Origin of the sequence: Streptomyces djakartensis (genome assembly GCF_014651075.1) — a bacterium.
In the GTDB taxonomy this organism is placed as follows: Bacteria; Actinomycetota; Actinomycetes; order Streptomycetales; family Streptomycetaceae; genus Streptomyces; species Streptomyces djakartensis.
Genome location: NZ_BMWE01000003.1, coordinates 245536 through 271195, shown reverse-complemented (window position 1 = coordinate 271195; position 25660 = coordinate 245536). Strand labels below are relative to the sequence as shown.

Below are 25660 nucleotides of genomic sequence, written 5' to 3'. Positions count from 1 at the left end.
GGCTTACTTCTCGGTCACTCCGGCCGAATCGAAGGTCGCCACCTCGTGCATCGCCCTGGCCGTGCTCTGGACCAGCGGGAGGGCGAGCAACGCGCCCGTGCCCTCGCCCAGCCTCAGGTCCAGGTCGACCAGGGGGCGCAGGCCGAGCTTGTTGAGGGCGGCCACATGGCCCGGTTCGGCGCTGCGGTGGCCTGCGATGCAGGCGGCCAGGACCTCGGGGGCGATGGCGCGGGCCACCAGGGCGGCGGCGCCGGCGCTGACGCCGTCCAGGATGACGGGCGTCCGCAGGGACGCTCCGCCGAGGAGGAGACCCACGATGGCCGCGTGTTCGAAGCCGCCGATCGCGGCGAGCACGCCGATCGGGTCGGCCGGGTCCGGCTGGTGGAGTTCCAGGGCACGGCGGACGACCTCGGTCTTGCGGGCGAGGGTCTCGTCGTTGATGCCGGTTCCCCTGCCGGTGACCTCGGCCGGATCCGCGCCCGTGAAGGCGGAGATCAGGGCGGCCGAAGCGGTCGTGTTCCCGATCCCCATCTCACCGGTGAGCAGGGCCTTGTTACCGGCGGCGACCAGGTCGCGGGCGGTCTCGATGCCCACCTCGATGGCCTGTCGGGCTTCCTCGCGGGTCATCGCGGGGCCGGTGGTCATGTCGGAGGTACCTGCCCGGACCTTGCGGGGCAGCAGGCCGGGAGTGGCCGGGAGGTCGGCGGCCACACCCACGTCGACGATGCAGACCTCGGCACCGACCTGAGTGGCGAAGGCGTTGCAGACGGCGCCGCCGCCGAGGAAGTTGGCCACCATCTGGGCGGTGACCTCCTGCGGCCAGGGGGTGACCCCCTGCGCGTGCACGCCGTGGTCACCGGCGAAGATCGCGACGGCCGCGGGCTCCGGGATGGGCGGCGGGCACTGGCGGGACAGGCCGGACAGCTGCGCGGAGATGATCTCCAGCATGCCGAGCGCTCCGGCCGGCTTGGTCATGCGCTTCTGACGCTCCCACGCCTCGCCGAGCGCCTTGGCGTCGAGCGGGCGGATCTGCGCGACGGTTTCGGCGAGCAGGTCGTGTGGTTCCTCTCCGGGCAGGGCACGTCGGCCGTACGTCTCCTCGTGCACGACCCAGGACAGCGGGCGGCGCTTGGACCAGCCCGCCTGCAGCAGTTCGGGCTCGTCCGGGAACTCGTCGACGTATCCGACGCACAGGTAGGCGATGACCTCGAGGTGCTCGGGCAGGCCGAGGGCGCGGACCATCTCGCGCTCGTCGAAGAAGCTGACCCATCCGACGCCGAGGCCTTCGGCGCGGGCGGCGAGCCAGAGGTTCTCCACGGCGAGGGCGGCCGAGTACGGAGCCATCTGGGGCTGGGTGTGGCGGCCGAGGGTGTGGCGGCCGCCGCGGGTCGGGTCGGCGGTGACGACGATGTTCACCGGGGTGTCGAGGATGGCCTCGATCTTCAGTTCCTTGAACTGCTTGGCCCGGCCCTTGGGGAGGGACTTGGCGTACGCGTCGCGCTGGCGCATGGCCAGTTCGTGCATCGCGCGCCGGGTGTCGGCGGAGCGGATGACGACGAAGTCCCAGGGCTGCGAGTGGCCTACCGAGGGCGCGTGGTGGGCGGCCTCCAGGACGCGGAGCAGCACCTCGTGCGGGATCGGGTCACTGCGGAAGCCGTTGCGGATGTCACGGCGTTCGCGCATGACCTTCAGCACGGCCTCGCGCTCGGCGGGGTCGTAGCCGGGTGCGGCGGGGCCGGTGGGCTGTCGTGCTTCCGGCACTTCGGCCGTGCCCTCCGGCTCGTGGCGTTCCTGGTCCGCCACGTCTTCCTGTTCGGCGGCCCTGGTGTCCAGGTCGTCGGCGTTCTGTACGAGTTCGGTGTCGCCCTCGCGGGGGGCGGGGACGATGACCACGGATTCCGCCTCGGGTCGGGCCGGCTGAGCGGCGGCCGGCTGGGACTGCTGCGGGCCCTGGAGGCCGGGCTGTGCGCTCTCGTCGGTGGCCTGCGGGGGGACGTTCCCCGCGGGCTCCGACGTGGGTGCGGCCGGCTGGGGTCCGGTCGGTTCAGGTGCGGGCTGTGCCGCCGGATCGGGTGCGGTCGGTTCCGGTGCTTCGGCGTGCGGTGCCTGAGCAGGTGCGGGGGTCTTCGCCGAGGGCGCCGGGGCGACCGTCTCGGCGGGCTGAGCGGGTGCGGCCTCAGCGGGCTGAGCCGGTACTTCTGCTGGTGCCTCGGAGGCGGACGCGGCAGGGGCCACCGCCTCGGCGGCCGTAGCCCCGGCAGCGTCTGCCGGTGCTTCGGTGGCGGGGGTCTGCGGAGGCCTCGCCTCATGGACGACTGTCGTGACGTCAGTTGCCTCAGGTACCTGGGGGTTGGTCTGCGGGGCAATCGGCTCGGCAGGCTGCGCGGCGGACTCGCCAGCGGTGGCCTCCGGCTCCTGACCGGCGGCCTGCGCGGGGTCCACGGCCCCACCCGGCGCAACCGCCTCGGGCCCAACACCTCCCGCCGGAACCTGCGCAGCGGACTCGACACCCGACGCCTCCGGCTCATCACCGGCTGCCTGCCCAGGGCCCACGGCCCCACCCGGCGCAACCGCCTCGGGCCCAACACCCGCCGCCGGAACCTGCACAGCGGACTCGACACCCGACGCCTCCGGCTCATCACCGGCTGCCTGCCCAGGGCCCACGGCCCCACCCGGCGCAACGGCCTCGGGCCCAACACCCGCCGCCGGAACCTGCTCGGCGGACCCCGGCGCGCCGGGTGTCTGCGCGGCAGTGCCGGGCTCGGCAACCGCCTCTGCGGCGCCGGCCTCACAGGGCGCGGTGGCGGTGGGCTGGGGCGTGACGGGAGCCTCCGGGAAGGGGACCGCCTCGGGGGCCTGGACCGCAGCCTCGGGGGCAGGGGCGGGCGCCACGCCCTGCTCCTCGGCAGGGACTGCCGTGCCCTGTCCGGCGCCGTCGGCGATGTCGTCGGCGACGGCCGTGCCCGGGGCGTCGGGAGCCGCAACGGCCGGAGCCTGCTCGCCGTCCCGGCCGGCGCCGTCCACGACCGGCGCCGGCACGGTCCCGCCCTCGGCTGGGGCAGCAGCGGCGGCGGCGCCCTGACCGGACGCCGGCGGCCCGGCCTCGGCGGCTACCGGATGATCTGCTTCCGGTCCGGTGCCCGTGCCGGCGGCGTCAGCCACGCCGGGCGCGGGGGCGGCCACCTGGCCGCTGCCCGGGTGGGCAGCCGCCGTACCGGGCTCGCCGGCAACCTCCGGGTTCTGCGTGGGCATCACCTGCGCGGCCTCGGCGGCAACCTCCGGGTTCTGCGTGGGCATCACCTGCGCGGCCTCGGCGGCAACCTCCGCGTTCTGCGTGGGCATCACCTGCGCGGCCTCGGCGGCAACCGCCGCGTTCTGCGTGGGCATCGCCTGCGCGGCCTCGGCGGCAACCGCCGCGTTCTGCGTGGGCATCGCCTGCGCGGCCTCGGCGGCAACCGCCGCGTTCTGCGTGGGCATCACCTGCGCGGCCTCGGCGGCAACCGCCGCGTTCTGCGTGGGCATCACCTGCGCGGCCTCGGCGGCAACCTCCGGGTTCTGCGTGGGCGTCGCCTGCGCGGCCTCGGCGGCAACCGCCTGACTCCCGTCCGGGCCTGGGCCGGTGGGGTGCGTCGGTGCCGGCCGGCCCGTCTCCGTAGTCGCGCTCGTGGCAACCGCCTGGGCCTCGCCCACCGGATGCGGAGCCGGAACAACCGTTTCCGCAGCGGCCGCCCCGGCGCTCACCGGGGCCTGCGGGGCCGACTGCGCGCCCCAGGGGGCCGCCGGGGGCGAGGACGCCTCCGTGGCGCGCGGGGCGTCGAGGTACTCGGGGCCGGCCGACGCGGGCGCGGCCTGGCGCGCCGGCGCGTCCGCGGGACCGCGGTCGGCGAGGGAACGGACCGGGCTGGCGGAGCTGTCGGGCAGCGGCGGGCCGAGGTGCAGGGGCCTGCGCGGAGTGATGGGCGGGATGGGCGGCGGGTCGGGGAGGCGTACGCCGCCGAGGTCGACCGAACCGCTGTCGCGGCCGGAGAGCTCGTGCGGGCCCGGCTGGTGCACGGCCTCGACGACCGGCTCCGGCGCGGGCGGGGCGACCTCGTTGCCCCAGGCGCCCTGGGAGCCCGGCAGCAGCAGCTCCTCGTCCTCGACGGTGTCCTCGGAGAGGTAGGCGTACGCACCGTGCGCGGCGGCGCCCGGCTGCTCCACCATGCCTGCGCTCTCCGGCTGCCCCTCGCCCGGGACCTGGCCGGTGTCGGTCATGCGTACCCCTCGCCCATCGGTTAGTGCTCCTCAGTCCAGCTCGCCCGGAACGGCGCACCGACCGCCCCACAGTGAAGAACGAGCGTGCGTCCCCAGCGGCACGAACGGCCCGCCCGGAAAAGGCGACAAAGCCACTCACTGGCATTGTTGCGGCCGAACCACCGTCACGGCACCTTGATCCGCGACGGTTCCGCTGTGGACTGCGCCACGTTGCGTGTCCTTCGGTTGTGCCGTACCACACCCACCCCAAAACGGGCGGGTTTTCCGGACATTGACCGACGAACCGCCGGGCGTCCTGGTGCGGTGCAGCGATCGGCCAGCCTACCGCGCGCGGTACGACAAACCGATCACGGGGACGACGGCGGGGTCAGGCGCCGCGCCGCGGCAGCACGCCGCTGAGCAGGAACGTGACGCTCCGTTCCTTCTCCGTCCAGGCCCGGGTGTCGAGTTCGACGGACTGGAGCAGGGCGCACTCGACGTCGTAGCCGTGCTCCGTCAGGTCCCGGCCGATGAGCTCGGCGGCGTCACGGGTGGCGGCGTGGGTGACGATGCGCTGCGGGCGACGGTCGGCCACCGCGGAGACGACCGCCGCTCCCCCGCCGCCGACGCGGACGACGTCGGGTTCGGGGAGGTTCTCCAGGATGTGCGGGGCGGTGCCGTGCACGAGCTGGAGCTGGACGCCGAGACGGCGGGCGGTCGCGTCGGTGCGGGCGCAGGCCGCCTGGTCGCTGTCGACGGCGATGACGGCCGCGCCGGCGCGTGCGGCCTCGACGGCGAGGGCGCCGCTGCCGCAGCCGATGTCCCACACGAGGTCGCCCACGCGCGGTCCGAGACGGGCGAGTTGGGAGTCCCGCAGCAGCTGGTTCTCGCCCTCGCCGAGGTCACCGCCGTACGCCTCGGCGGGCAGGGTCCAGCCACGTGGCCCGGCGGACGGGTCGCGGCCGGCGATCCAGCCGCCGGACTCCGCGCCGGGGCGGGCCGGACCGCCGAGGACGATGACGACGTTGGGGTCGCGCCAGGTGTGGTCGGCGGCCTTGTCGGAGGTGACGACGGTGACCCGCTCGCGTTCGGTGCCGAGTTCCTCGCAGATGACGAAGGAGCGGTGGACTCCTTCGAGAAGCAGGCCGAGTTCGGCGGGGCCGGCGCCGGGTGAGGTGAGCACGGCCACCTTGGTGTGCGCGCGGCACACATTGACCGCGCGACGCAGGGTACGACGGTGTGCGACGACCACCTGTGCGTCGTCCCAGGGCATACCGGCGCGGGCGAAGGCCGCGGCGACCGAGGAGACGGCGGGGACGACCTCGACCTCGAGGCCGAATTCGGGGGCGCGCAGGGTGCGTACCACGCCGAAGAAGCCGGGGTCGCCGTCTGCCAGCACGACGGCCGTGCCGCGGTGGGCGGCGATACGGCGGGCGGCGAGGGCGACGCTGCCGAGGCGGATGCGCTCGGCGCCGGCGGGGACCTCCGGGAGCGCCAGGTGGTGGGCGGCACCCGCCACGAGCGTGGCGGCGCTCAGGGCGGCGCGCGCCGCGGCGGTCAGCGGCGAACCGTCCCAGCCGATCACCGTGACCCGGTCGGCCATCGTCGTCAGTCTCCAGGGGTTCTCGCAGGTCGTCTGCGTGTCGTTTGGTGAGCGGCCCGCGGGCGGGCTCCGTGAGAGTACCCGGTGAAGACGGCGGAGGGGGGCGGCGGTGCCGTGGTGGGCGGGGTCCGTCCGGTCAGTTCCAGTCGCCGAAGGACGTGAAACCGTCCGGCGACTGCTCGCCGACGCCGTCGAGGTCCTCGGGGAGCAGGCTCCAGACGATGAGGTCGGTGCGCACCTCGGTCCACTCGTCGTCGTGCCGGGACCGCGCTATCCAGGCTCCGCGCAGCACTCCCTCACTGATGCAGCCGATCTTCTGGGCCACCTGCTGGGAGGCGGTGTTGTCGGCCGCGGTGCGCAGTTCGAGGCGCTCGAACTTCTGGTCGTTGAAGAGCCACTGCGCGGTGGCCAGCGCCGCCTCACAGGCGTAGCCCTCGCCGCGGGCCCAGGGGGCGATGACGTAGGAGATCTCGCTGGAGCGGACCCGCCAGTCGGTGTTCTTGAGGTGGACGACGCCGACGAGCCGCTGAGTGAGGAACTCGGCGACGGCGAAGACGATGCCACGGCCCTCGGCGCGTTCGGCGGGAGCCTGTTCGGTGATCCAGGAGCGGGCGTGGGCCTCGGTGTAGGGGCGCGGGACGGTCGTCCACGTGGTGACGAGCTCGTCGTTCATCATGTCGGTGAACGACTGGATGTCCGGCTCGTCGAGGGGGCGCAGTACCAACCGCTCCGTGCTGATGGAGACGTTGGGAAAGGTGCTCGTCATGCGCCGCTCCAAAACCTTCGGTAAAACCTTCAGGGCCTGCTGAACTGCCCAGCATGCAGCATGAAAGCCCTGATCCGCACCACGGGCCCTCCCCCACCCCGGTGAGGGAGGACGCCGTGCGTGGCGGGTGCCGGACGCGGGCTCAGAAGGAGGCGAGCACGGAGCCGGCGTACTTGTCCTGGATGAACTTCTTCACCTCGGGCGAGGTGAGGAGCTTCGCGAGCTTCTTCACCCGCGGGTCGTCCTCCTCGCCCTTCTTCACGGCGAGGAAGTTGCCGTACGGGTTGTTCTCCGGGGACTCGAGGACGAGGGCGTCCTTCGAGGGCTCGAGGTCGGACTCGATGGCGTAGTTGCCGTTGACCACGGCGGCGTCCACGTCGTCGAGGGAGCGCGGGGTCTGGGCCGCCTCCAGCTCCTTGAACTTGAGCTTCTTGGGGTTCTTGGCGATGTCGCCGGGGGTGGCCTCGCTGCCGACGCCTTCCTTGAGGGTGATGAGCCCGTGGGCGGCGAGGAGCTTGAGGGCGCGGGCCTCGTTGACGGTGTCGTTGGGGATGGCGAGGGTCGCACCGCTCTTCAGGTCGCCGGCCTTCTTGACCTTGTGGGAGTAGAGGCCGAGCGGCTCCAGGTGGACCGTGACGACGGGCACGATGTCGGTGCCGTTCTTCTTGTTGAAGTCGTCGAGGTACGGCTTGTTCTGGAAGTAGTTGGCGCCGACGGAGCCGTCCTGCGTCGCCGTGTTCGGCGTGACGTAGTCGGTGAACTCCTTGACCTGGAGGTCGAGGCCTTCCTTCTTGGCGAGGTTGTCCTTGACGTAGTTCAGGATCTCGGCGTGCGGGGTGGGGCTGGCGGCGACGATCAGGGGTCCGTCGGAGCCCGAGGCACCCGAGCCGCAGGCGCTGAGCCCGAGGGTGAGGGCTCCGGCGGCGAGGGCGGCAGTGGTGATCTTGGCGGTGTTACGCACGAAAAGTGCCTTTCCTTAGGGCCTTGCGAGTGGTGCGACCTCGTCGTGGATGGACGAGGGGATCAGGAGGCGGCTTTGAGCAGCCGCAGTTTCGGGGCGGGTCCCGAATGGGCGCCGCGGCGGTGCAGGGAGCGGGCCGCGTAGTCGCCGGCGAACTGGATGAGCGAGATGACGACGGCGAGGATCGCGACGGTGATCCACATCAGCTGCGTCTCGAAGCGCTGGTAGCCGTAGCGGATGGCGATGTCGCCCAGGCCGCCGGCGCCGACGGTGCCCGCCATCGCGGAGTAGCCGATGAGGGCGACGATCGTGGTGGTGGTGCTGGAGATCAACGACGGCAGGGACTCGGGCACCAGGACCTTGCGGACGACGGTCCAGGTGTTGCCGCCCATGGACTGCACGGCCTCGACGAGCCCGTGGTCCACCTCGCGGACGGCCGTCTCGACCAGGCGCGCGAAGAACGGGATGGCGCCGATGGCGAGCGGCACGATGGCGGCCTCGCGGCCGATGGTCGTGCCGGTGATCCAGCGGGTGAAGGTCATGAGCGCGACCATCAGGATGATGAACGGCAGGGAGCGGGCGATGTTCACGACCTGCCCGATGACCTTGTTGGCGGCGAGGTTCTGCAGCAGGCCCCCGCGGTCGGTCAGGACGAGCAGGATGCCGAGCGGGAGCCCGCCGACGACGGCGATGAGGGTGGACCAGCCGACCATGTAGAGGGTGTCCCAGCACGCCTGCTCCAGCAGGGGCCGCATCTCGGACCAGGTCACTTGGCGCTCTCCTTCACCAGTTCGGCCTCGTGGCCCAGGACGTCGATCTGCAGGCCCTTCTCGCGCAGGAAGCCGATGGGCACGACGTTGTCCTCGTAGCGGCCGGGAAGTTCGATGCGCATCCGGCCGACCTGGAGCCCGCCGACGGTGTCGATGGCGGCGCCGAGGATCGATATGTCGATGTTGTAGGTGCGGGCCAGCTGCGAGATGACCGGCTGGGTGGCGCTCTCGCCCTGGAAGGTGACGTCGACGACGGTGCGGTCGTCGCCGGAGGCCTCGCCGCCGAGCGGGAACAGCGCGGCGGCCAGTTCGGAGCCCGGGGTCGCGAGGAGCTCGCTGACCGTGCCCGACTCGACGATGCGGCCGTTCTCCATGAGCGCGGCCGAATCGCAGACCGACTTCACGACGTCCATCTCGTGGGTGATGAGCAGCACGGTCAGGCCGAGCTGCCGGTTCAGGTCGCGCAGCAGGGCCAGGATCGAGCGGGTGGTCTCCGGGTCGAGGGCGCTGGTGGCCTCGTCGGACAGCAGGACCTTCGGATCGCCGGCCAGGGCGCGGGCGATGCCGACGCGCTGCTTCTGGCCGCCGGAGAGCTGGGCGGGGTAGGCGCCGGCCTTGTCGGCGAGGCCGACCAGGTCGAGCAGTTCCAGTGCCTTGCGGGAACGTTCCTTCCCGGACTTGCCGAGGATCTCCAGCGGCAGCTCGACGTTGTCCTGGACGGTCCGCGAGGACAGCAGGTTGAAGTGCTGGAAGACCATGCCGATCCTGCTGCGCGCCCGCCGGAGCTCCCGTCCGGCGCGCGGGCCCCTGCCCGCCAGGGCGGTGAGGTCCTCGCCGGCGACCGTCACGGTGCCGGAGGTGGGGCGTTCCAGCAGGTTGACGCAGCGGATGAGCGAGGACTTGCCGGCGCCGGACTGGCCGATGACGCCGTACACCTCGCCTTCGCGGACGTGCAGGTCGACGCCGTCCAGGGCGGTGACCTCGCGGCCGCGCGAACGGTAGACCTTGGTCAGGTCCGTTGTGGTGATCACGTGGGTTTCCGTCACTGTCGAGTGCGCGGGCGCGGGTGTGCCCGGGCACGGGTGCGTTCGTTCAGGGACGCGACACGGTTCTCGCGGGGGCGTGGAACCGGGGAGAACATGTGCGCGGGGCGGCTGGGCGTCACGCACCGCTCAGGGCGTGCGGACATGCCGCGGTCTCGCTTCGGGGCGCGAGCTCAGGGGGTGGTGCAGGGGCCCTCTAGAAGGCGCACATTCGACACGTACAACGAGCACCGGGCGTCATGGTCGCCTCGGTCGCGGGGATGCGGTCGCTCGTCGTGGTCATGCCGTCAGTAAAACACGCGTACGGTCCTGACAAGCCGCCACTGTCCGCATGGTGGACAGCGGTGGACAGGGGCCGGGGGCACGTCAGCCCCGGGCGGAGATCTCCACTCCCCGCTCGGTGACCAGTGCCGACAGGGCCGACAGATCCTCGACGACCAGATCGGCGCGCAGCTCGTGGGCCTGGTGGGTTGTGGTCAACGCCACGGTGGTCATGCCGGCGGCGCGTCCGGCCGCGAGGCCGGCGGGCGCGTCCTCGAAGACGACGCAGTGGGCGGGGTCGGCGCCGAGGGCGCGGGCCGCGAGCAGATAGGGTTCGGGGTCGGGCTTGCCCCGGGTGACGTCGTCGGCGGCGACCAGCGTCTTGGGCAGGATGCCGACGGCGTCGAGCCTGGCCTCGGCCAGCCGCCGGGTGGCGGAGGTGACGACGGCCCACCGCTCGGCAGGCAGGGCGTCGAGGAAGGCACGGGTCCCCGGCAGCAGGTGCACTCCGCCGCCCGGCACGTCCTCCACCTCCAGGTCCTCGATCCGCGCGACGGCCTGCGGCACGAGCTCGGCGGGCAGCAGGTCGGTGGCTATCTCGGCGGCCGGCCTGCCGTGCAGCTCGACCCGCGCGAACTCCTCGGCCGTGATCCCGTACTCGGCGGCCCACCGCGTCCAGCAGCGGTCCACGGAAGCGAGGGAGGAGACGAGGGTTCCGTCGTTGTCGAACAGCAGGGCGTGCGCGTGGATCTTCATGTCCTCGACCCTACGGGGCGGCCCGGGGCCGGAGGCATCGGGCCTTTTCGGCCGTAATAAGGTCGCAGCATGCTTGATGCCCTGACGCTGGTGACCGGCGTCGCCGCGCTGCTGCTCGCCGTCTGGTGCGGCTGGGCCGCCTACCGTGACCAGCCGACGAAGGACTGGCACTTCATCGGGATGGCCGTGGTCACGCTGCTGTCGGTGGTCCAGCTCGTGGTGGGGATCGTGCTGCTGGCGCGAGGCGAGAAACCGGAACAGGGCACGACGATCTTCGTCGCGTATCTGCTGGGGGCGTTCGCGTGCGTCCCGGCGGCGGGGTTCATGTCGCTGGCCGAGCGGACACGGTGGGGCTCGGTCACGGTCGCCGCGGGTGGCGTGGTGCTGGCGGTGCTGGAGGTGCGGCTCCATGACATCTGGGGAGGTTGAGGTGAGCCGGCGACGGCTGACCAGTGGGCCGGGCACGCTGCTGGTGTGGCTGTACGGCGTGATGGTCGTCGGGGCGGTGTCGCGGTCGGTCTATCAGATCGCGACGGAGTTCGACCGGGCGCCGCTGGCGTACTCGCTGTCGGCCGTGGCCGGTGTCGTGTACGGGTTCATCACGTACACGCTGGTGCGGGGCGGGGAGAGGGCCCGGCGAGTGGCGCTGGTGTGCTGTGCCGCGGAGCTTGTGGGTGTGCTGACGGTGGGGACCTGGACGTTGGTCGAGCCGTCGGCGTTTCCGGACGCGACCGTGTGGTCGGACTTCGGGATGGGCTATGTGTTCATCCCGGTTCTGTTGCCGTTGTCGGCCATCTACTGGCTTCGGCGGTCGCGTACGCGGCAGGGGGACGCGGGCTGAGGGGCGCCGGCGAGTACGCCTCGTGTGTGGCTGTTCGCGCCCACGCGGCGGAGCCGCACTTCGACACAGCCCCGCGCCCCTGAGAGCTACGCCGTCGCCGCGTACGTCCCGGCCGGCTTCTCCAGGACGATCATCGGGACGCCGTCCGCGCCCTGGGAGGTGCCCACCGTCTGGTAGCCGACCTTGCGGTAGAGGCGGAGGTTGCCCTCGCTGCGATGGCCCGTGTGCAGGCGGAAGCGGGTGGCGCCGTGCTGGCCGGCGAGGGCCGATTCGGCCGCGCGGAGGAGACGGGCGCCGATGCCGTGGCCCTGGAGCCGGGGGTGCACGCAGAGCTTTCCGATGGCGGCCGCGCCGTCCTCGGTGACCGAGCCGCGTACCGAGCCCACGACCTCGTCGCCGAGCCGGGCCACGAAGACGCAGTCGCGGGTGACCTCCTCGCGGACGGAGTCGAGTGTTTGGACGAGCGGGTCGATGCGGTAGTTCCCGTACAGCGCCGCCTCCGGCTGGAAGCACAGGTACTGCAGCCTGAAGATCTGCTCCGCGTCCTGCTCGGTCGCCGCAGAGATGGTCACACTCATGCCCATGTGCGCACGCCTCCCGCTCATCTGATCACTGTCGTCCCTCACTCCTATCCCCGTCCTCAGCGGGCCGCAACCTCCGGCGTGAGCAATCTCCGCAGACATCCCAGGCATCTGGAACGTTCCGGACCAAGACTCCCCTGTGAGATACCCAACTCCCCTGCGATTTCCTGGTATGTCAGGTCCTCGGGCGAGAGCAGGGCCTCCATCAGCCGGGGGCAGCGGCCAGGGAGGCGGCGCACGGCCTCGCGCAGGGTACGGCCGCCGGCCGCGGCGAGTGCGAGCTCTTCGGGGCCGCGGTGATCGTCGTCGACCGGCTCGACGGCGTACGGCTGTTCGAGGCTGCTGGTCCGGCGGGTGCGTCGGGCCTCCGAGCGGACGGCCCGGCGGAGCCATTCCGGCGGGTCGGGCGGCGGATCCTCGGCGTCGAGACGCTCCAGCAGGCGGAGCCAGACCGCCTGCTCCAGGTCGCCCGGTTCGGCTCCGGCGGCAGGCGCTTCCGCGCGCGCCTCGGCGGCGAGCAGCGGGCGCAGGGCGTCGACCAGGTCGTGCGTCACATACGGATCGACGCGGCCGCCCGGGCGGCGGGTTGCCCCGGCGGCCGAAGCTCACCCCACCGGGGGGGTGTGAGCTGAAGGCGTTGACGCGCTCAGCCGTTGAGGAAGTCCTCGCGGGCCAGCAGGCCCGTGTCGGGCTGGTCGGTGAAGACGCCGTCGATACCGGTCGCGAAGTACGCCCGGTACGCGCCGAAGACGTCTCCGTAGGCGTCGGCCTCCGTGCCGTCGCGGAAGTCCGCGGGGAGGAAGGGGTTCTCGTTGCGCAGGGTCCACGGGTGCAGGATCAGGCCCACCCGGTGCGCGTCCGTGACCAGCGTCGTCGGCTCAGTGAGGTTGCCCTCGGCGTCCCGCGGGATCACCAGGTCCAGGGTCGGGCCGATGCCCTGGGCGTAGGAGGCGATCTCCCTCAGGCCGGCCGGCTTGACCAGGTCGGCGACGGTGCGCGGGTCGCCGGTCTCCACGAAGTCCCAGGGGCGGGAGTTCGCCGAGGACAGCAGGACGACCAGGGGGTTGTCGACGAGCTTGTTGAGGCGTTCGATGCTGGTCGGCTCGAAGGACTGGATGACGACCGGGGAGGTCCGCCCGTCCTTGCCGTGCATGCGCAGCAGCTTGGCGACCCGCTCCTCCAGCGGCAGGCCCTGCTTGCGGAAATAGGTGGGGTGCTTGAGCTCGGGGTAGATCCAGACCTGCTTGCCGCTCCTGCGGGTCTGCTCGTCCTGCCACTGGAGGACCTCTTCGAAGGTGGGCACTTCCCAGCGCCCGTCGTAGAGGGTGTTGTGCGGTCGGTTGGCCGGGATGCGCTCGACCGCCCGCAGGGTCTTCAGCTCGGCGAGGGTGAAGTCCTCGGTGAACCAGCCGGTGGTGGAGACGCCGTCGAGGAGCTTGGTCCGCTTGCGGTCGGCGAACTCGGGGTGGTCGGCGACGTCGGTGGTGCCGCCGATCTCCGGCTCGTGACGGCAGACGAGGTGGCCGTCCTTCGTCGGCACCAGATCGCCGGCCTCGACGATGTCGGCGCCCATGTCGAGAGCGAGCTGGTACGAACCGATGGTGTGCTCCGGGCGGTAGCCGCTGGCCCCCCGGTGGCCGACGATCGTCGGCCTGGGAAGGCTCCTCAGTCCCCCGTGCGCGCCGCCGTGCCGGGCACCGTCCGCTCTCGCCGTGCCGGTCACCCCGAGGACCGCTCCGCCGGCGCCGAGCACGGCCGCCCCGAGCAGGGCCCGCCGTCCGGTGCCGCTCGATACCTCGTTCGACTTCTGCGTTCCCATGAGCGGCCTCCCTGCCGTCGGCTCGTCACTGCGGGCTGATCGTAAGGGCGCGTACATGACGAGTGGGAGACGCCGCGCGGAACAGGCGGGTGACGACGGGTGTCACAGTGGTCCGTGTGGGCGAGAGTTGACGGCCCGTCGGGTTTCCACCGCGATCCGGTGGATTCGGAGCGGCTGTGCCGGGAACGCGTGCGAGGTCACCGGCGGTGCGCCCGGGGCGATGTCCGTCACACCGTGACGGCCGGGTCACCGGCCCTCGACTGTGCGTCACCGCAGGTAAACACGCGTCAACAGTACGTAAGGCCTCGGTTAAGTCGCCGTGCCGATGTGCGCGACCCCGGGGGCCGCGAGTATCGTCCTCACCTGCACAGACTCATAAAGCATCCCTTGACACCGGAGGATCCGTTGTCCCGCTTCGCGCTCATCAAGGCAGTGCTCGGCCCGATCATGCGCCTGATGTTCCGCCCACAGGTGGAAGGTGCGGAGCACATTCCCGCCCACGGTCCGGTCATCCTGGCCGGCAACCACCTGACGTTCATCGACTCGATGATCCTTCCGCTGGTCTGCGACCGGCAGGTCTTCTTCATCGGCAAGGACGAGTACGTGACCGGGAAGGGCTTCAAGGGCCGGCTGATGGCCTGGTTCTTCACCGGCGTCGGCATGATCCCGGTCGACCGCGACGGCGGCCGGGGCGGCGTGGCCGCGCTGATGACCGGGCGGCGGGTGCTGGAGGAGGGCCGGGTCTTCGGCATCTACCCGGAGGGCACGCGGTCGCCCGACGGCCGCCTGTACCGGGGACGTACCGGCATCGCCCGGCTCACGCTGATGACGGGGGCACCGGTGGTGCCGTTCGCGATGATCGGCACGGACCGGCTCCAGCCGGGCGGAGCGGGTCTGCCCCGGCCGGGCAAGGTCACCGTGCGGTTCGGTGAGGCGATGGAGTTCTCCCGGTACGAGGGGATGGACCGGGATCGCTATGTGCTGCGGGCCGTGACCGACTCGGTGATGAGTGAGGTCATGCGGCTGTCCGGGCAGGAGTACGTGGACATGTACGCGAGCAAGGCGAAGGAAGCGGCGTAGCTCCGAGCGGGCGCGCGCCGTGGTCGGGGGCCGTGGCTCTCGCGGCCGCGGATGCGTGGGGGCTGGTCGCGCGGTTCCCCGCGCCCCTGAGGGCGCGGACCCTCAGGGGCGACATGCGTGGTCCGTGTCGTTCTCCAGCTTCTGCCCCCGCAGCAGGAACCACGCCGCCGACGCCGCGGCCAGCAGGACCGCCGCGCCGACGCCCGACGCGAGTGCCAGTCCGTCGACGAAGGACGTGCGGGCCGCGTCCAGCATCACCGTTGCGTTGTGCGCGGGCATGCCCGTGGCCGCCTCGACCGCGCCGCCCAGTGACTCGTGGGCCGCGGCGGGCGTGCCCGCCGGGCCGGTGAAGTCGCGGTAGACGCCGGTCACGATCGAGCCGAGCACGGCGATGCCGAGGGCGGCGCCGAGTTCGTAGGCCGTCTCGGAGACGGCGGAGGCCGAGCCCGCCTGCTCCCTGGGCACGCTGGAGAGGATCACGTCGGCGGTCACGGTGAACGAGAAACCGGCACCGACACCGACCACCAGCAGCACGGCCCCGAGCAGCGGATAACCGGTGGACTGGTCGATCACCGTGAGCGCGGCCAGGGCGAGGCCGATCGCCGCGAGGCCGCCGGAGACCACGGCACGCACCGAGAGGCGGCGTGCCGCCCGCCCCGCGACGAGACCGGCCGCCACCGCGCCGATCGCGGCGGGCAGTTCGGCCAGACCCGCCTCGAGCGGGCGCCTGCCCTGCACGAGTTGCAGGTACTGGGAGAGGAAGAACACCAGCCCGGACAGGCCGAGGATGGTCAGCAGGTCGGCCAGCACCGCTCCGCTGAAGCCGCGGCTGCGGAAGAGCCGCATGTCGAGCAGCGGGGCCGGGAGCCGGAGCTGACGGCGGACGAACCCGTACAGGGCGGTGGCGCCCAGCAGGCCGGCGACCGAGGCGGTCCAGGCGAGACCGTGTGTGGCGGTCTCCTTGATCGCGTACACCACACCGACCATGCCGACCAGCGACAGCAGGACGCTGACCAGGTCCCAGGGGCCCGGGTTCGCGGTGCGCGACTCGGGCAGCAGCCTGATCCCGAGGAGGACCAGCACGGCCATCACTGGCAGGTTGATCAGGAAGACCGAGCCCCACCAGAAGTGCTCCAGCAGGAACCCGCCGACGATGGGGCCGACGGCGGTGCCCGCGGAGGCGGTGGCGCCCCAGACGCCGACGGCGAGACTGCGTTCCCGCGCGTCGTGGAAGAGGTTGCGGATCAGCGCGAGGGTGGCCGGCATCAGGGTCGCGCCGGCGACGCCGAGCAGCGCCCGCGCGGCGATCATCATGCCGGGCGTGGTGGCGTAGGCGTTGAACACCGATATCGCACCGAACGCCGTGGCACCGGCCAGCAGGATCCGCTTGCGGCCGATACGGTCGCCGAGGCTTCCCATGGAGACGAGCAGACCGGCGATGACGAACGAGTAGACGTCGCCGATCCACAGCAGCTGTGTGCCCGAGGGGTTCAGGTCCTCACTGATGTAGGGGGTCGCGAGACCGAGGACGGTCGCGTCGACGGCCACCAGCAGCACGGCGAGCACGAGAACGCCGAGCGCGAGCCAGCGGCCCGGGCGCTTCACCGCCTCGGTCGTCGTCGCCGTCTGCAGGGTGCTGGTCATGATTCCTCTCTCCGTAGTGCGCCGCCGAGCAGCAGCTCGACGATCATGTGCTGGAAGTCCTTGGGGGCGCCCTTGCCGCTGCGCACCATCCAGGCGCCGGACGCGATCAGCCCGTACAGCGCCTCGGTGAGCCAGGCCGGCGTGAGGTCGATGCGGAACTCGCCGCTGAGCTGGCCGCGCCGGAACAGGGCGGAGATCCGGTCGTCGATCAGGGACCAGCCCGCGTTCTGCTCCTCGCCCTCGAACAGCTGGTTCTCGGTGTAGAGGAAGGCGAGCAGTCCGGCGGCCGGCTCGGCGGCCCCGACCAGCCGGCGGACGGCCTCGCTCGCCGTGCCCTCGTCCAGCCGGGCCGCGTCCAGGGCGGCCTTGCACTCCGCGATGCAGAGCGTCTCGAGTGCGCGGACCAGGGCGTCCCGTCCGGCGAAGTGGCGGTGCAGCGTGGCCCGGCTGATCCCGGCGGCCTTGGCGACCTCGTCCATCGTCGCGGTGGATTTGCGGGTCAGCAGCGCGGCGGCGGAGCGCAGCACGTGGTCAGGGTCGACAGCCATGAGACAAGCATAGGCCATATGAGACATGAATGTCTCATGCGGGGCGTGCGTGACTCACGATGCGGAGTCACGGAGAAGGAAGAGTGGTCAGTGCCAGGGCAGCTGTCCGCGCCGCTCCCAGTAGGCACGGGGTTCCTCGGCCAGCGTGGCGAGGCGGGCCAGCTGGTCGTCGTCGAGGTCCACGACCGCGGCGTGCAGGTTGGAGGCGAGCTGGCCGGTGGTGGCGGCGCCGGAGAGGACCACGCCGGCCCAGGGCTGACGCAGGACGACGGCCAGGGCGACGGCGTCGCAGCCCAGCCCCGTACGCTCGGCGACCTCCTTCATGACGTCCGGCGCGTGCGGGCTGGCCAGCCGGCCGTTGGCCATGCCCTCCTTGACGATCACGGTCAGTCCGGCGGCGTGCGCCTCGGCGAGGGCGGGGGCGGCGGAGGTCTCCAGCACGTTGTACGTGGACTGCACGGTGCGGAAGAGGGGTTCGCCGTCGACCGTCACGGCCAGGGCGGCGCGGATCGCGTCCGCCTGCGCGGGACCACTGGTGGAGAAGCCGACGGTGAGGCCCTGGGCGGCGGCCTCGGCGAGCCTCGCGTGGAGTTCCCTGTCGGCGAGGGCCGGGCTGTCCGGGGTCACCGAGTGGATCTGGTACAGGTCGAGCCGGTCGCCGAGCAGCGCCTCGCTCTCCGCGCGCTGCCGCTCGTAGGCGGCCAGGGTGTGGTCCTTGACCTCGTGCGTCTCCGCGTCGGTGGACCAGTCGGCGGTGTAGGTGTAGCCCCATTTGCTGCCGACGACGATGTCATCGAGGCCGGGCCTGCCGCGCAGCCAGTCGGCGAGGAACTCCTCCGAGCGGCCGTAGGAGCGAGCGGCGTCGAAGTAGCGGACGCCCTGCGCGTAGGCGGCGTCGAGGAGTTCGTGGGTGCGTTCCCGCAGGGCGTCGACCGTGCGCTCTGCGGGAAGGTCCTCGTCCCGGCCGAGGTTGATGTAGCCGGGGCGTCCTACGGCGGCGAGGCCCAGGCCGATGTGACAGGTGGGGGTTGTCGCCGTGGCCAGGCGGGCGAAGGGCATCGGGGGCTCCGTTCGGTCGGCTGATGACCAACGTAACCCCGGCGATGACCTTCGCCTCCGAGCTCGGGACCTGTGGTGGCGTGGCGTGGTGGCGTGGCGGGTGCGGGTTGTCTGTGGTGACTCGCGCGGTTCCCCGCGCCACTGGGGCCGGTCAGTCCTGCTTCTTGGCCGTCGCCCACTCGTGCTGGGCCGCCACGTCCGCCTTCACCTCGGCCAACTGGGTGGCGACCGCACTCGGTGCCGTGCCGCCCCTGCCGTTGCGGGAGGCCAGCGCGCCGGGGACGTTGAGGACCGTCCGCACCTCGGGAGTCAGGTGGCTGGAGATCTTCGCGAACTGCTCGTCCGTCAGGGCGTCCAGTTCCTTGCCCTCGGCCTCGGCGGCCTTCACGCACTCGCCGGCGACCTCATGGGCGACGCGGAACGGGACGCCCTGCTTGACCAGCCATTCGGCGATGTCGGTGGCGAGGGAGAAGCCGGCCGGGGCCAGTTCCTCCATGCGCTCGCGGTGCACGGTGAGCGTGGCCATCATGCCGGTGAAGGCCGGCAGCAGGATCTCCAGCTGGTCGATGGAGTCGAAGACCGGCTCCTTGTCCTCCTGGAGGTCTCGGTTGTAGGCGAGGGGCAGTGCCTTCAGGGTGGCGAGCAGGCCCGTCAGGTTGCCGATCAGGCGGCCGGACTTGCCGCGGGCCAGCTCCGCGATGTCCGGGTTCTTCTTCTGCGGCATGATCGACGAGCCCGTCGAGAACGCGTCGTGCAGGGTCACGAAGGAGAACTCCTTCGTGTTCCAGATGATGACCTCCTCGGCGATCCGGGAGAGGTTGACGCCGACCATCGCGGTGATGAAGGCGAACTCGGCGACGAAGTCGCGGGAGGCCGTGCCGTCGATGGAGTTGCCCGCCGAGCCGTGCTCGAAGCCGAGGTCCTCCGCCACCGCCTCCGGGTCCAGGCCGAGGGAGGAGCCCGCGAGGGCGCCCGAGCCGTACGGGGAGACCGCCGTGCGCTCGTCCCACTGGCGCAGGCGCTCGGCGTCCCGGGACAGGGACTGGACGTGGGCCAGGACGTGGTGGGCGAAGAGCACCGGCTGGGCGTGCTGGAGGTGCGTGCGGCCGGGCATCGCCACGTCGGGGTGGGCCTCGGCGAGGCCGATCAGCGCGTCCTGGAGTTCGGCGAGCAGACCGCCGATGACCCGGGCGTGGTCCCGCAGGTACATCCGGAAGAGGGTCGCGACCTGGTCGTTCCGGGAGCGGCCCGCGCGCAGCTTGCCGCCCAGGTCGGGGCCGAGCCGCTCCAGGAGGCCGCGCTCCAGGGCGGTGTGGACGTCCTCGTCGGCGATGGTGCCGACGAAGGAGCCGTCGGCGACGTCCGCCTCCAGCTGGTCCAGCCCGGCGATCATCCGGGTCAGCTCGTCCTCGGTGAGCAGGCCCGCCTTGTGCAGCACGCGGGCGTGCGCACGCGAGCCGGCGATGTCGTACGGCGCGAGCCGCCAGTCGAAGTGGACGGACGCGGACAGCTTCGCCAGGGCCTCGGCGGGACCGTCGGCGAAACGGCCGCCCCAGAGCCGGACGTCACCGCTGTTGCTGCTCACGTGCTGTGCTCCTCAATGGGTGTCGGTGTTCCCCCGCCTCCCCACGTGTGGGTGAGGTGGCGGTCATCACGCTACTGCTTACGCGAGGTCCCGCCGGGGCGCGATCTTCGACGACAGGCCGCATGCATGAGTATGCAGAAGTCTGCATGATTCGTCAATCCGCCGAGGGGTGAGAACCCGCTTCCGGCCATGCCGAGAGAAATTTGAAGATCCCTTGAACACGGGAAACCGCTTACCCGTATCTCTCGCCGAACGCAGGCGCCGCGTTGTACGACCACAACACCCCCCGACCCCTAGTGAGGCATCGGCATGTCCAGGGCTCTTCCGAAGTACAACAAGCGTCGCGTCACGTTCATCGGCGGCGCCGCCGCGGTGGCGCTGTCCGGCACGGTGATCGCCGGCTTCGCCCTCGCCGGGGAAACGCCCGAGGGCGGCGGAAAGAGCGCGCGGACGCTGGCCGGTCCCGGCACCATCTCGTGCCCCGACGTCACCGGCCAGCTTCCGGCGGTCCCCGCCTCGGCGAAGGCGGAGGTCGACCGCAACCTGGCCGAGCTGGACAAGCAGATCGCCGAGGCCAACAAGCGCCTCGTCGACACCGTCGGCCAGGGCGGACCCAACTTCGTCCAGAACGCCATCCTCGGCCCGCTCGAGGACAAGCGCGTCGCCGCCCTCAACCGCATCGAGACCGCCATCGGGCGGGCCGCCGCGAAGCCCGAGGGCCTGGAGGCCTTCGCCGCCTGCCAGCTCAGCGCCGACGGAGCGGCCGGAGCGGGCGAGGCCGCGGGTGGCGAGGCGGGCGCCGGTCAGGAGGCCGGCGCCGGAGCGGAAGCGGGTGCCGGAGCGGGCGCCGAGGCCGGTGCGGGCGCGGAAGCCGGTGCGGGCGCGGAAGCCGGTGCCGGGCAGGACGCGGGTGCGGGCGAGGCGGGGAACGCCGGGGCCGGCACGATCAGCTGCCCGGACGTCGCCTCCCAGCTGCCGGCGATCCCCGCCTCCGCGCAGGCGGAGGTCGACCGCAACCTGGGCGACCTGGACAAGCAGATCGCCGAGGCCAACAAGCGCCTCGTCGACACCGTCGGCCAGGGCGGACCCAACTTCGTCCAGAACGCCATCCTCGGCCCGCTCGAGGACAAGCGCGTCGCCGCGATCAACCGCATCGCCACCGCCATCGGCCGCACGGCGGAGCGACCCGCGGGCCTCGACTCCCTGGCCGCCTGCACGCTCACCAAGTGAGGTGACAGGCGCTGTGGCCGCCCCGTTTGAGCGCCGGCCGGGGCGGCCGCAGAGCAGGCGCCGGGGGCGGGATCCGGCAGAGGTGACCGGATCCCGCAATTCCTTAGACTGCCGAAGGAGTTGCGCCCATAATCGTCAGACATGGGAAAGACTCATGAGGGCATAGACGGCCGGCTCCGCTCGTTCATCGAGGCGCAGCCGGTCTTCTTCACCGCCACCGCTCCCCTGTCCGCCGACGGCACGGTCAACCTCTCCCCCAAGGGCCTCAAGGGTTCCTTCGCGGTGCTCGACGAGCACACGGTGGCCTATCTCGACTTCGCCGGCTCCAACGCCGAGACCATCGCCCACCTGCGGGAGAACGGGCGGATCACCCTGATGTGGTGCGCCTTCCAGGGGCCGCCGAACATCGTGCGCGTGCACGGCAGGGGCGAGCCGGTCTTCCGCGACGATCCCCGGTTCCGGGAACTGCTCGCGCACTTCCCGGACATCGACCCGACGCGGCACGGCCTGCGCGCCATCATCGTCGTCACCGCCGAACTCGTCCGTGACACCTGCGGCTACGCGGTGCCCTTCATGGCGTACGAGTCCGAGCGCGATCTGCACGGCAAGCGTTTCGCCCGCGAGGACGACGCCTCGCTCAGCGCCTACTTCACCAAGAAGGAGCACATCGCCACCAGCCTGGACGGACTACCCGGGCTGCCGTTGCCGCTGCCTCCCTCTAGCGTCTGAGGCATGCGCCCCGGTGGCCTCGCCCTCGCCGTCTCCTCCCTCGTGGCGCTCGGCACCGGGCCCCCGCCCCCCTCGTCACAACCGTTGCCGGCCCGGATGGCGGACACCGGCGGCGGCACCCAGCTGATCACCGCGGTGGCCCCGCAGGCCGCCTCGACGACGGGCACCGTCACCTGGTGGGACCGCAGGGACGGACGATGGGTGAAGGCGGGCTCCGCGCGCGCACGCTTCGGGGTGAACGGGCTGGTCCAGGGCGCCTCCCGCGAACAGGGCACGAACACGACACCCACGGGTCTGTTCGGCCTGCCGTACGCCTTCGGCATCGAGGCGGCGCCGCGCGGGACGGCGTACCGGTACCGCCGGGTGCACCGGGACTCCTGGTGGTGCCAGGACAACGAGTCCCGCTCCTACAACCGCTGGACCGAGCCCCGCGCGGCCGACTGCCGGTCCGCCGAGTCCGAGCACCTGATCACCTACGGAGAGCGGTACGCGCACGCGCTCGTCATCGGCTTCAACTACCGTCGTCCCGTCCGGGGGCGCGGGGCCGGCATCTTCCTGCACGTCCACGGACGCGGGGCGACAGCCGGCTGCGTGTCCGTGCCCAAGGACGCCATGCGGCGGATCCTGACGTGGGCCGACCCGGCACGGCGCCCTCACATCGCGGTCGGGACGACGAGCGGCGCCACGGCCGTCACCCGGTACTAGGGGGCTGGCAACGTTCGCCCCGGCACGACGACGGGTTACCCCCGGTCACTTCTGTCGGCACAGGACTCGGCGCGTGGCTGAACACTCCCGTGCCCCGGCACGTATCTGTGGGCCAAGGGTCAATGCCCCACGGAGGAACCGTGACCACCACGCTCGCAGGCGGACGTGCCGCCCGCCGCCAGACGATGCGCCGCATCCGCCCGCGCCGCTCCCCGGCCGTCCCGCTGCTGATCGCCCTGGCGGCCGGGGCGGCGGCCGTGCTGTGGCTGTGGTGGGACAACACACCGTCCCTCGCGGACACCTCGAGCAAGATCCTGGCCGCGGGCCGGATCACCGGACTGCTCGCCGGATACCTCATGGCGCTCGTGGTGCTCCAGATGGCCCGGGTGCCGGCGCTGGAGCGGCGGGTGGGCAGCGACCGGGTCGCGCGCTGGCACGCCATGAGCGGCCGTTACACGCTCTGCCTGGTCCTCGCCCATGTCTTCCTCACCATGTGGGGCTACGCCCTCCAGGCGGGCAAGGGGCTCGGCGACATCGTCCAGCAGACGATCGACTCCATCAACCAGCTGCCGGACATGGGCAAGGCCGCCATCGGCACGGGCCTGCTGTTCGTCATCGGGATCCTGTCGATCGGCGGGGTCCGCCGGATGATCGGGTACGACACCTGGTACCACGTGCACCTGCTGACGTACGCCTCGGTGTACATGACGTTCTGGCACCAGATCACCACCGGCAACGAGTTCGCCGTCGAGCCCGCCGCGAAGACCTTCTGGTACGGGCTGTACGGCGCGGTCACCGCGCTGGTGCTCTGGTACCGGATTCTCGTCCCGATCCGGCTGAACCTGCGGCACCGCATGCGCGTGGCGGCGGTCATCGAGGAGACACCGGGCATCGTGTCCGTGCTGATCAGCGGGCGCAAGCTGCACCGGATGGGCGCGGAGGCAGGGCACTTCTTCCGCTGGCGGTTCAAGGCACCGGGCATGCGCTTCAGTTCGCACCCGTACTCGCTGTCGGCGGCGCCCCGCCCGGACATGCTGCGGATCACGGTCAAGGCGATCGGTGACCACACCTCCCGGCTGCGTGAACTCGAGCCCGGCACCAAGGTGTGGGCCGAGGGCCCGTACGGCGCGATGACCGCGCAGCGCCGCAGCCGCGGCAAGGTGCTGCTGGTCGCGGGCGGTGTCGGCATCACCCCGATGCGGGCGCTGTTCGAGACGCTGCCGGGGGCGTCCGGCGACATCACCCTGCTCTACCGGGCCAACACCACGCAGGACCTGGCCCTGTGGGGCGAACTCGCCAAGATCGCCGAGGAGCGCGGCGCCCGGCTGATGTACGCGGTCAACAGCCCGGACGGGGAACGCCCCGACATCTCCGCGGAGTCCCTCCAGCGGAAGATCCCGGACATCGAGAACCACGACGTCTTCATGTGCGGGCCGCCCGGCTTCGCGCAGTCGGTGTACGAGGCACTGCGCGGCGCGGGAGTCCCCGCCCGCCGTATCCATCACGAGTCGTTCGAGATGTGAGCGACGGGACATCAACGGCCCTTCAGGAGCTTGAGGAACATGAGGAAGAGTCACCCCGTCCGGCGTGCCGTGCTCGCCGGCGCAGCCACCGTCTCCGGCATCGTGCTGCTGCTGTCCATGAAGCCGGCCTCCGACCCGGGCGGCGCCCAGGCCGCGGGCGGTCAGATCCCGCCCGCGGCGGCGGGGCAGGCCCCGCAGGGCGGCGTGAACGGCGCGGTCACCGGTGACGCGGCGCAGACGCAGTACGGCGCCGTGCAGGTCCGCCTGACCATGAGCAACGGCAAGATCACCCAGGCCGAGGCGGTGCAGGCGCCCAAGGGCGGACGCAGCGACCAGATCACGGCCAGCTCGGTGCCCCGCCTCAACCAGGCGGCGGTCGCCGCGCAGAGCGCGGACATCGACGCCGTCTCCGGGGCGACGTACACCAGCGCCGGTTACAAGAAGTCCCTCCAGTCCGCGCTGGACAAGGCCAAGGCCTCGTCAGGCGCCTCGCAGGGCTCGGGCAACGCCCAGACCGTCACGGGCGACGTGGCGCAGACGCAGTACGGGCCGGTGCAGGTCCGCATCACCGTCGCCGGCGGAAAGATCACCAAGGCCGAAGCCGTCCAGGCCCCCAAGGGCGGACGCAGCGACCAGATCACCTCCTCCTCCGTCCCCCGCCTCAACCAGGCGGCGGTGGCGGCGGGCAACGCCCAGTTCGACGCCGTCTCCGGAGCCACCTACACCAGCGCCGGATACAAGAAGTCCCTGCAGTCCGCGCTGGACAAGGTCCCGGCGGGAGGCGGCTCCTCGCAGGGCGCGGGCTCCGGCGCGGGCAGCGCCCAGGCCAGGACCGTCACGGGCAGTGTCGCGCAGACGCAGTACGGTCCGGTCCAGGTCCGCATCACCGTCGCCGGCGGAAAGATCACCAAGGCCGAAGCCGTCCAGGCCCCCAAGGGCGGACGCAGCGACCAGATCACCTCCAACTCGGTGCCCCGCCTCAACCAGGCGGCGGTCGCGGCGGGCAACGCCCAGATCGACGCCGTCTCGGGAGCCACCTACACCAGCGCCGGCTACAAGCAGTCCCTGCAGTCCGCGCTGGACCAGGCCGGTGGCTGACACGGTGGCCGACTCCGCACAGGCACCCGCCGCGGTGCGTCATGTGGAGGAGACGATGGGGACCGTCTTCTCCCTCGACGTCCGCGGCGGGGAACCGGCCGCCGTGCGCGCGGCGGTGGACGAGGCCGTGGCCGGGCTGCACCGGGTGGACGAGGTGTTCAGCACCTATCGCGAGGACAGCCAGATCTCCCGGCTGCAGCGCGGCGAACTGACCGTCGAGGAGTGCGACCCCGAGGTCGCCGAGGTGCTGGAGCTGGCCGCCGAGGCGGAGCGGCTGAGCGACGGCTGGTTCAGCACGACGTACCAGGGCCGCCTCGATCCGACCGGCATCGTCAAGGGCTGGGCGGTCGAGCGGGCGGCGCGGCGGCTGGCTCGGACGCCCGGCGTGAGCGGGGTGAACATCAACGGCGGCGGCGACGTGCAGATGCTCGGGGCGCCGGAGGCGCAGCGGCCGTGGCGGGTCGGAGTGTCGGACCCGCTGCGTCCCGGGGGTCTCGCGGCGGTCGTCTCGGCGGCCGGGGCGGACGAGCTGGCGGTGGCCACGTCCGGTACGGCGGAGCGGGGTGCGCACATCATCGACCCGCGCACGGGGCGTTCGGCTGTCACCGACCTGGTCGCCGTGACCGTGGTGGGGCCGCGGCTGACGTGGGCGGACTGCTGGGCGACGGCGGCGTTCGCGATGGGGTCGCGGGAAGGGCTGGCGTGGCTGGAGTCGCTGCCGGGGGTTGAGGCCTTACTCATCACGGCGGGTGACGAGGTGCGCTGTACCGGGGGGTTGGCGGCGCGGCTGGGGTGAGCGGGGGCTGGGGCGGGGCGTTGCACAGC

23 protein-coding genes are annotated in these 25660 nt (G+C 72.0%); 9 read left to right on the top strand and 14 right to left on the bottom strand.

Annotation, left to right across the window (positions count from 1 at the left end):
* Positions 1-3: 3 nt before the first annotated feature.
* The 7 genes from cobT to IE212_RS07045 all read right to left on the bottom strand — a co-directional run bounded on the left by cobT (position 4) and on the right by IE212_RS07045 (position 10393).
* Positions 4-4254 (bottom strand): nicotinate-nucleotide--dimethylbenzimidazole phosphoribosyltransferase, encoded by a 4251-nt coding sequence (gene cobT, locus IE212_RS07075; RefSeq protein ID WP_190196840.1) that lies wholly within the window; start codon positions 4252-4254, stop codon positions 4-6.
* Positions 4255-4621: 367 nt separating this feature from the next.
* On the bottom strand, positions 4622-5836 hold the full coding sequence (gene cbiE / locus IE212_RS07070; RefSeq protein WP_190196839.1) for a precorrin-6y C5,15-methyltransferase (decarboxylating) subunit CbiE: 1215 nt from the start codon (positions 5834-5836) through the stop codon (positions 4622-4624).
* A 136-nt stretch (positions 5837-5972) separates the two neighbouring features.
* Positions 5973-6602 carry a GNAT family N-acetyltransferase gene (locus IE212_RS07065; RefSeq protein WP_190196838.1) on the bottom strand — a complete coding sequence of 210 codons (630 nt, stop codon included), beginning with the start codon at positions 6600-6602 and terminating at the stop codon, positions 5973-5975.
* A gap of 142 nt (positions 6603-6744) precedes the next feature.
* The gene (locus tag IE212_RS07060; RefSeq protein WP_190196837.1) at positions 6745-7563 is read right to left on the bottom strand and encodes a MetQ/NlpA family ABC transporter substrate-binding protein; all 819 of its coding nucleotides are present in this window, start codon (positions 7561-7563) and stop codon (positions 6745-6747) included.
* Between the two features lie 62 nt (positions 7564-7625).
* Positions 7626-8333 carry a methionine ABC transporter permease gene (locus IE212_RS07055; protein WP_190196836.1) on the bottom strand — a complete coding sequence of 236 codons (708 nt, stop codon included), beginning with the start codon at positions 8331-8333 and terminating at the stop codon, positions 7626-7628.
* The gene (locus tag IE212_RS07050; protein ID WP_190196835.1) at positions 8330-9364 is read right to left on the bottom strand and encodes a methionine ABC transporter ATP-binding protein; all 1035 of its coding nucleotides are present in this window, start codon (positions 9362-9364) and stop codon (positions 8330-8332) included. The genes IE212_RS07055 and IE212_RS07050 overlap by 4 nt, the downstream gene beginning before the upstream one ends.
* A 378-nt stretch (positions 9365-9742) precedes the next feature.
* Positions 9743-10393 (bottom strand): HAD-IA family hydrolase, encoded by a 651-nt coding sequence (locus IE212_RS07045; RefSeq protein ID WP_190196834.1) that lies wholly within the window; start codon positions 10391-10393, stop codon positions 9743-9745.
* 69 nt (positions 10394-10462) lie between these two features.
* On the opposite strand from IE212_RS07045, the gene IE212_RS07040 reads away from it, so the two are divergent.
* Both IE212_RS07040 and IE212_RS07035 read left to right on the top strand, forming a co-directional pair.
* Positions 10463-10822 carry a hypothetical protein gene (locus IE212_RS07040; RefSeq protein WP_190196833.1) on the top strand — a complete coding sequence of 120 codons (360 nt, stop codon included), beginning with the start codon at positions 10463-10465 and terminating at the stop codon, positions 10820-10822.
* Positions 10803-11234, top strand: a complete 432-nt coding sequence (locus IE212_RS07035) for a hypothetical protein (protein ID WP_190196832.1) — start codon at positions 10803-10805, stop codon at positions 11232-11234. Before IE212_RS07040 ends, IE212_RS07035 begins: the two co-directional genes overlap by 20 nt.
* An 86-nt stretch (positions 11235-11320) precedes the next feature.
* Here IE212_RS07035 and IE212_RS07030 read toward each other — a convergent pair whose 3' ends face one another.
* The 3 genes from IE212_RS07030 to IE212_RS07020 form a co-directional block, all read right to left on the bottom strand.
* Complete coding sequence (locus tag IE212_RS07030) at positions 11321-11818, bottom strand: GNAT family N-acetyltransferase (RefSeq protein WP_190196999.1); 498 nt, start codon at positions 11816-11818, stop codon at positions 11321-11323.
* Between the two features lie 56 nt (positions 11819-11874).
* On the bottom strand, positions 11875-12369 hold the full coding sequence (locus tag IE212_RS07025; RefSeq protein WP_190196831.1) for an RNA polymerase sigma factor: 495 nt from the start codon (positions 12367-12369) through the stop codon (positions 11875-11877).
* A gap of 92 nt (positions 12370-12461) precedes the next feature.
* Positions 12462-13634: a glycerophosphodiester phosphodiesterase gene (locus tag IE212_RS07020; protein ID WP_190196830.1), complete on the bottom strand. Its 1173-nt coding sequence runs from the start codon at positions 13632-13634 to the stop codon at positions 12462-12464.
* A 405-nt stretch (positions 13635-14039) separates the two neighbouring features.
* On the opposite strand from IE212_RS07020, the gene IE212_RS07015 reads away from it, so the two are divergent.
* The gene (locus IE212_RS07015; RefSeq protein WP_190196998.1) at positions 14040-14714 is read left to right on the top strand and encodes a lysophospholipid acyltransferase family protein; all 675 of its coding nucleotides are present in this window, start codon (positions 14040-14042) and stop codon (positions 14712-14714) included.
* A 102-nt stretch (positions 14715-14816) separates the two neighbouring features.
* Here the strand turns inward: IE212_RS07015 and IE212_RS07010 are convergent, their stop codons facing one another.
* The 4 genes from IE212_RS07010 to argH all read right to left on the bottom strand — a co-directional run bounded on the left by IE212_RS07010 (position 14817) and on the right by argH (position 19550).
* Positions 14817-16358, bottom strand: a complete 1542-nt coding sequence (locus IE212_RS07010) for an MFS transporter (protein WP_190196829.1) — start codon at positions 16356-16358, stop codon at positions 14817-14819.
* Positions 16355-16906 (bottom strand): TetR/AcrR family transcriptional regulator, encoded by a 552-nt coding sequence (locus IE212_RS07005; RefSeq protein WP_229864109.1) that lies wholly within the window; start codon positions 16904-16906, stop codon positions 16355-16357. The genes IE212_RS07010 and IE212_RS07005 overlap by 4 nt, the downstream gene beginning before the upstream one ends.
* A gap of 87 nt (positions 16907-16993) precedes the next feature.
* Entirely contained in the window at positions 16994-17965 is a 972-nt protein-coding gene (locus IE212_RS07000; RefSeq protein WP_190196827.1) for an aldo/keto reductase, read from the bottom strand.
* A 151-nt stretch (positions 17966-18116) separates the two neighbouring features.
* A complete protein-coding gene (gene argH / locus IE212_RS06995; RefSeq protein WP_190196826.1) occupies positions 18117-19550 on the bottom strand; it encodes an argininosuccinate lyase in 1434 nt (477 codons plus the stop codon).
* Between the two features lie 309 nt (positions 19551-19859).
* Between argH and IE212_RS06990 the strand changes: the two genes are divergently transcribed.
* From IE212_RS06990 to IE212_RS06965, 6 genes are all read left to right on the top strand, one after another.
* Positions 19860-20780: a hypothetical protein gene (locus IE212_RS06990; RefSeq protein ID WP_190196825.1), complete on the top strand. Its 921-nt coding sequence runs from the start codon at positions 19860-19862 to the stop codon at positions 20778-20780.
* A gap of 141 nt (positions 20781-20921) precedes the next feature.
* Positions 20922-21509, top strand: a complete 588-nt coding sequence (locus IE212_RS06985) for a pyridoxamine 5'-phosphate oxidase family protein (RefSeq protein WP_190196824.1) — start codon at positions 20922-20924, stop codon at positions 21507-21509.
* A gap of 3 nt (positions 21510-21512) precedes the next feature.
* Positions 21513-22214 carry a L,D-transpeptidase family protein gene (locus IE212_RS06980; protein WP_190196823.1) on the top strand — a complete coding sequence of 234 codons (702 nt, stop codon included), beginning with the start codon at positions 21513-21515 and terminating at the stop codon, positions 22212-22214.
* A gap of 140 nt (positions 22215-22354) precedes the next feature.
* Positions 22355-23737, top strand: coding sequence for a ferredoxin reductase family protein (locus tag IE212_RS06975; protein ID WP_190196822.1), 1383 nt, complete (start codon positions 22355-22357; stop codon positions 23735-23737).
* A 39-nt stretch (positions 23738-23776) separates the two neighbouring features.
* Complete coding sequence (locus tag IE212_RS06970) at positions 23777-24835, top strand: FMN-binding protein (protein ID WP_190196821.1); 1059 nt, start codon at positions 23777-23779, stop codon at positions 24833-24835.
* Complete coding sequence (locus IE212_RS06965) at positions 24828-25631, top strand: FAD:protein FMN transferase (protein WP_229864107.1); 804 nt, start codon at positions 24828-24830, stop codon at positions 25629-25631. The genes IE212_RS06970 and IE212_RS06965 overlap by 8 nt, the downstream gene beginning before the upstream one ends.
* The last annotated feature ends 29 nt before the right edge of the window (positions 25632-25660 follow it).

Bases quoted from the DNA above. Each gene is read 5' to 3' on its own strand.
- cobT (WP_190196840.1), bottom strand. From the start codon at position 4,254: ATGACCGACACCGGCCAGGTCCCGGGCGAGGGGCAGCCGGAGAGCGCA.
- cbiE (WP_190196839.1), bottom strand. From the start codon at position 5,836: ATGGCCGACCGGGTCACGGTGATCGGCTGGGACGGTTCGCCGCTGACC.
- IE212_RS07065 (WP_190196838.1), bottom strand. From the start codon at position 6,602: ATGACGAGCACCTTTCCCAACGTCTCCATCAGCACGGAGCGGTTGGTA.
- IE212_RS07045 (WP_190196834.1), bottom strand. From the start codon at position 10,393: ATGAAGATCCACGCGCACGCCCTGCTGTTCGACAACGACGGAACCCTC.
- IE212_RS07040 (WP_190196833.1), top strand. From the start codon at position 10,463: ATGCTTGATGCCCTGACGCTGGTGACCGGCGTCGCCGCGCTGCTGCTC.
- IE212_RS07035 (WP_190196832.1), top strand. From the start codon at position 10,803: ATGACATCTGGGGAGGTTGAGGTGAGCCGGCGACGGCTGACCAGTGGG.
- IE212_RS07030 (WP_190196999.1), bottom strand. From the start codon at position 11,818: ATGGGCATGAGTGTGACCATCTCTGCGGCGACCGAGCAGGACGCGGAG.
- IE212_RS07020 (WP_190196830.1), bottom strand. From the start codon at position 13,634: ATGGGAACGCAGAAGTCGAACGAGGTATCGAGCGGCACCGGACGGCGG.
- IE212_RS07010 (WP_190196829.1), bottom strand. From the start codon at position 16,358: ATGACCAGCACCCTGCAGACGGCGACGACGACCGAGGCGGTGAAGCGC.
- IE212_RS07005 (WP_229864109.1), bottom strand. From the start codon at position 16,906: ATGGCTGTCGACCCTGACCACGTGCTGCGCTCCGCCGCCGCGCTGCTG.
- IE212_RS07000 (WP_190196827.1), bottom strand. From the start codon at position 17,965: ATGCCCTTCGCCCGCCTGGCCACGGCGACAACCCCCACCTGTCACATC.
- IE212_RS06990 (WP_190196825.1), top strand. From the start codon at position 19,860: ATGTCCAGGGCTCTTCCGAAGTACAACAAGCGTCGCGTCACGTTCATC.
- IE212_RS06985 (WP_190196824.1), top strand. From the start codon at position 20,922: ATGGGAAAGACTCATGAGGGCATAGACGGCCGGCTCCGCTCGTTCATC.
- IE212_RS06980 (WP_190196823.1), top strand. From the start codon at position 21,513: ATGCGCCCCGGTGGCCTCGCCCTCGCCGTCTCCTCCCTCGTGGCGCTC.
- IE212_RS06970 (WP_190196821.1), top strand. From the start codon at position 23,777: ATGAGGAAGAGTCACCCCGTCCGGCGTGCCGTGCTCGCCGGCGCAGCC.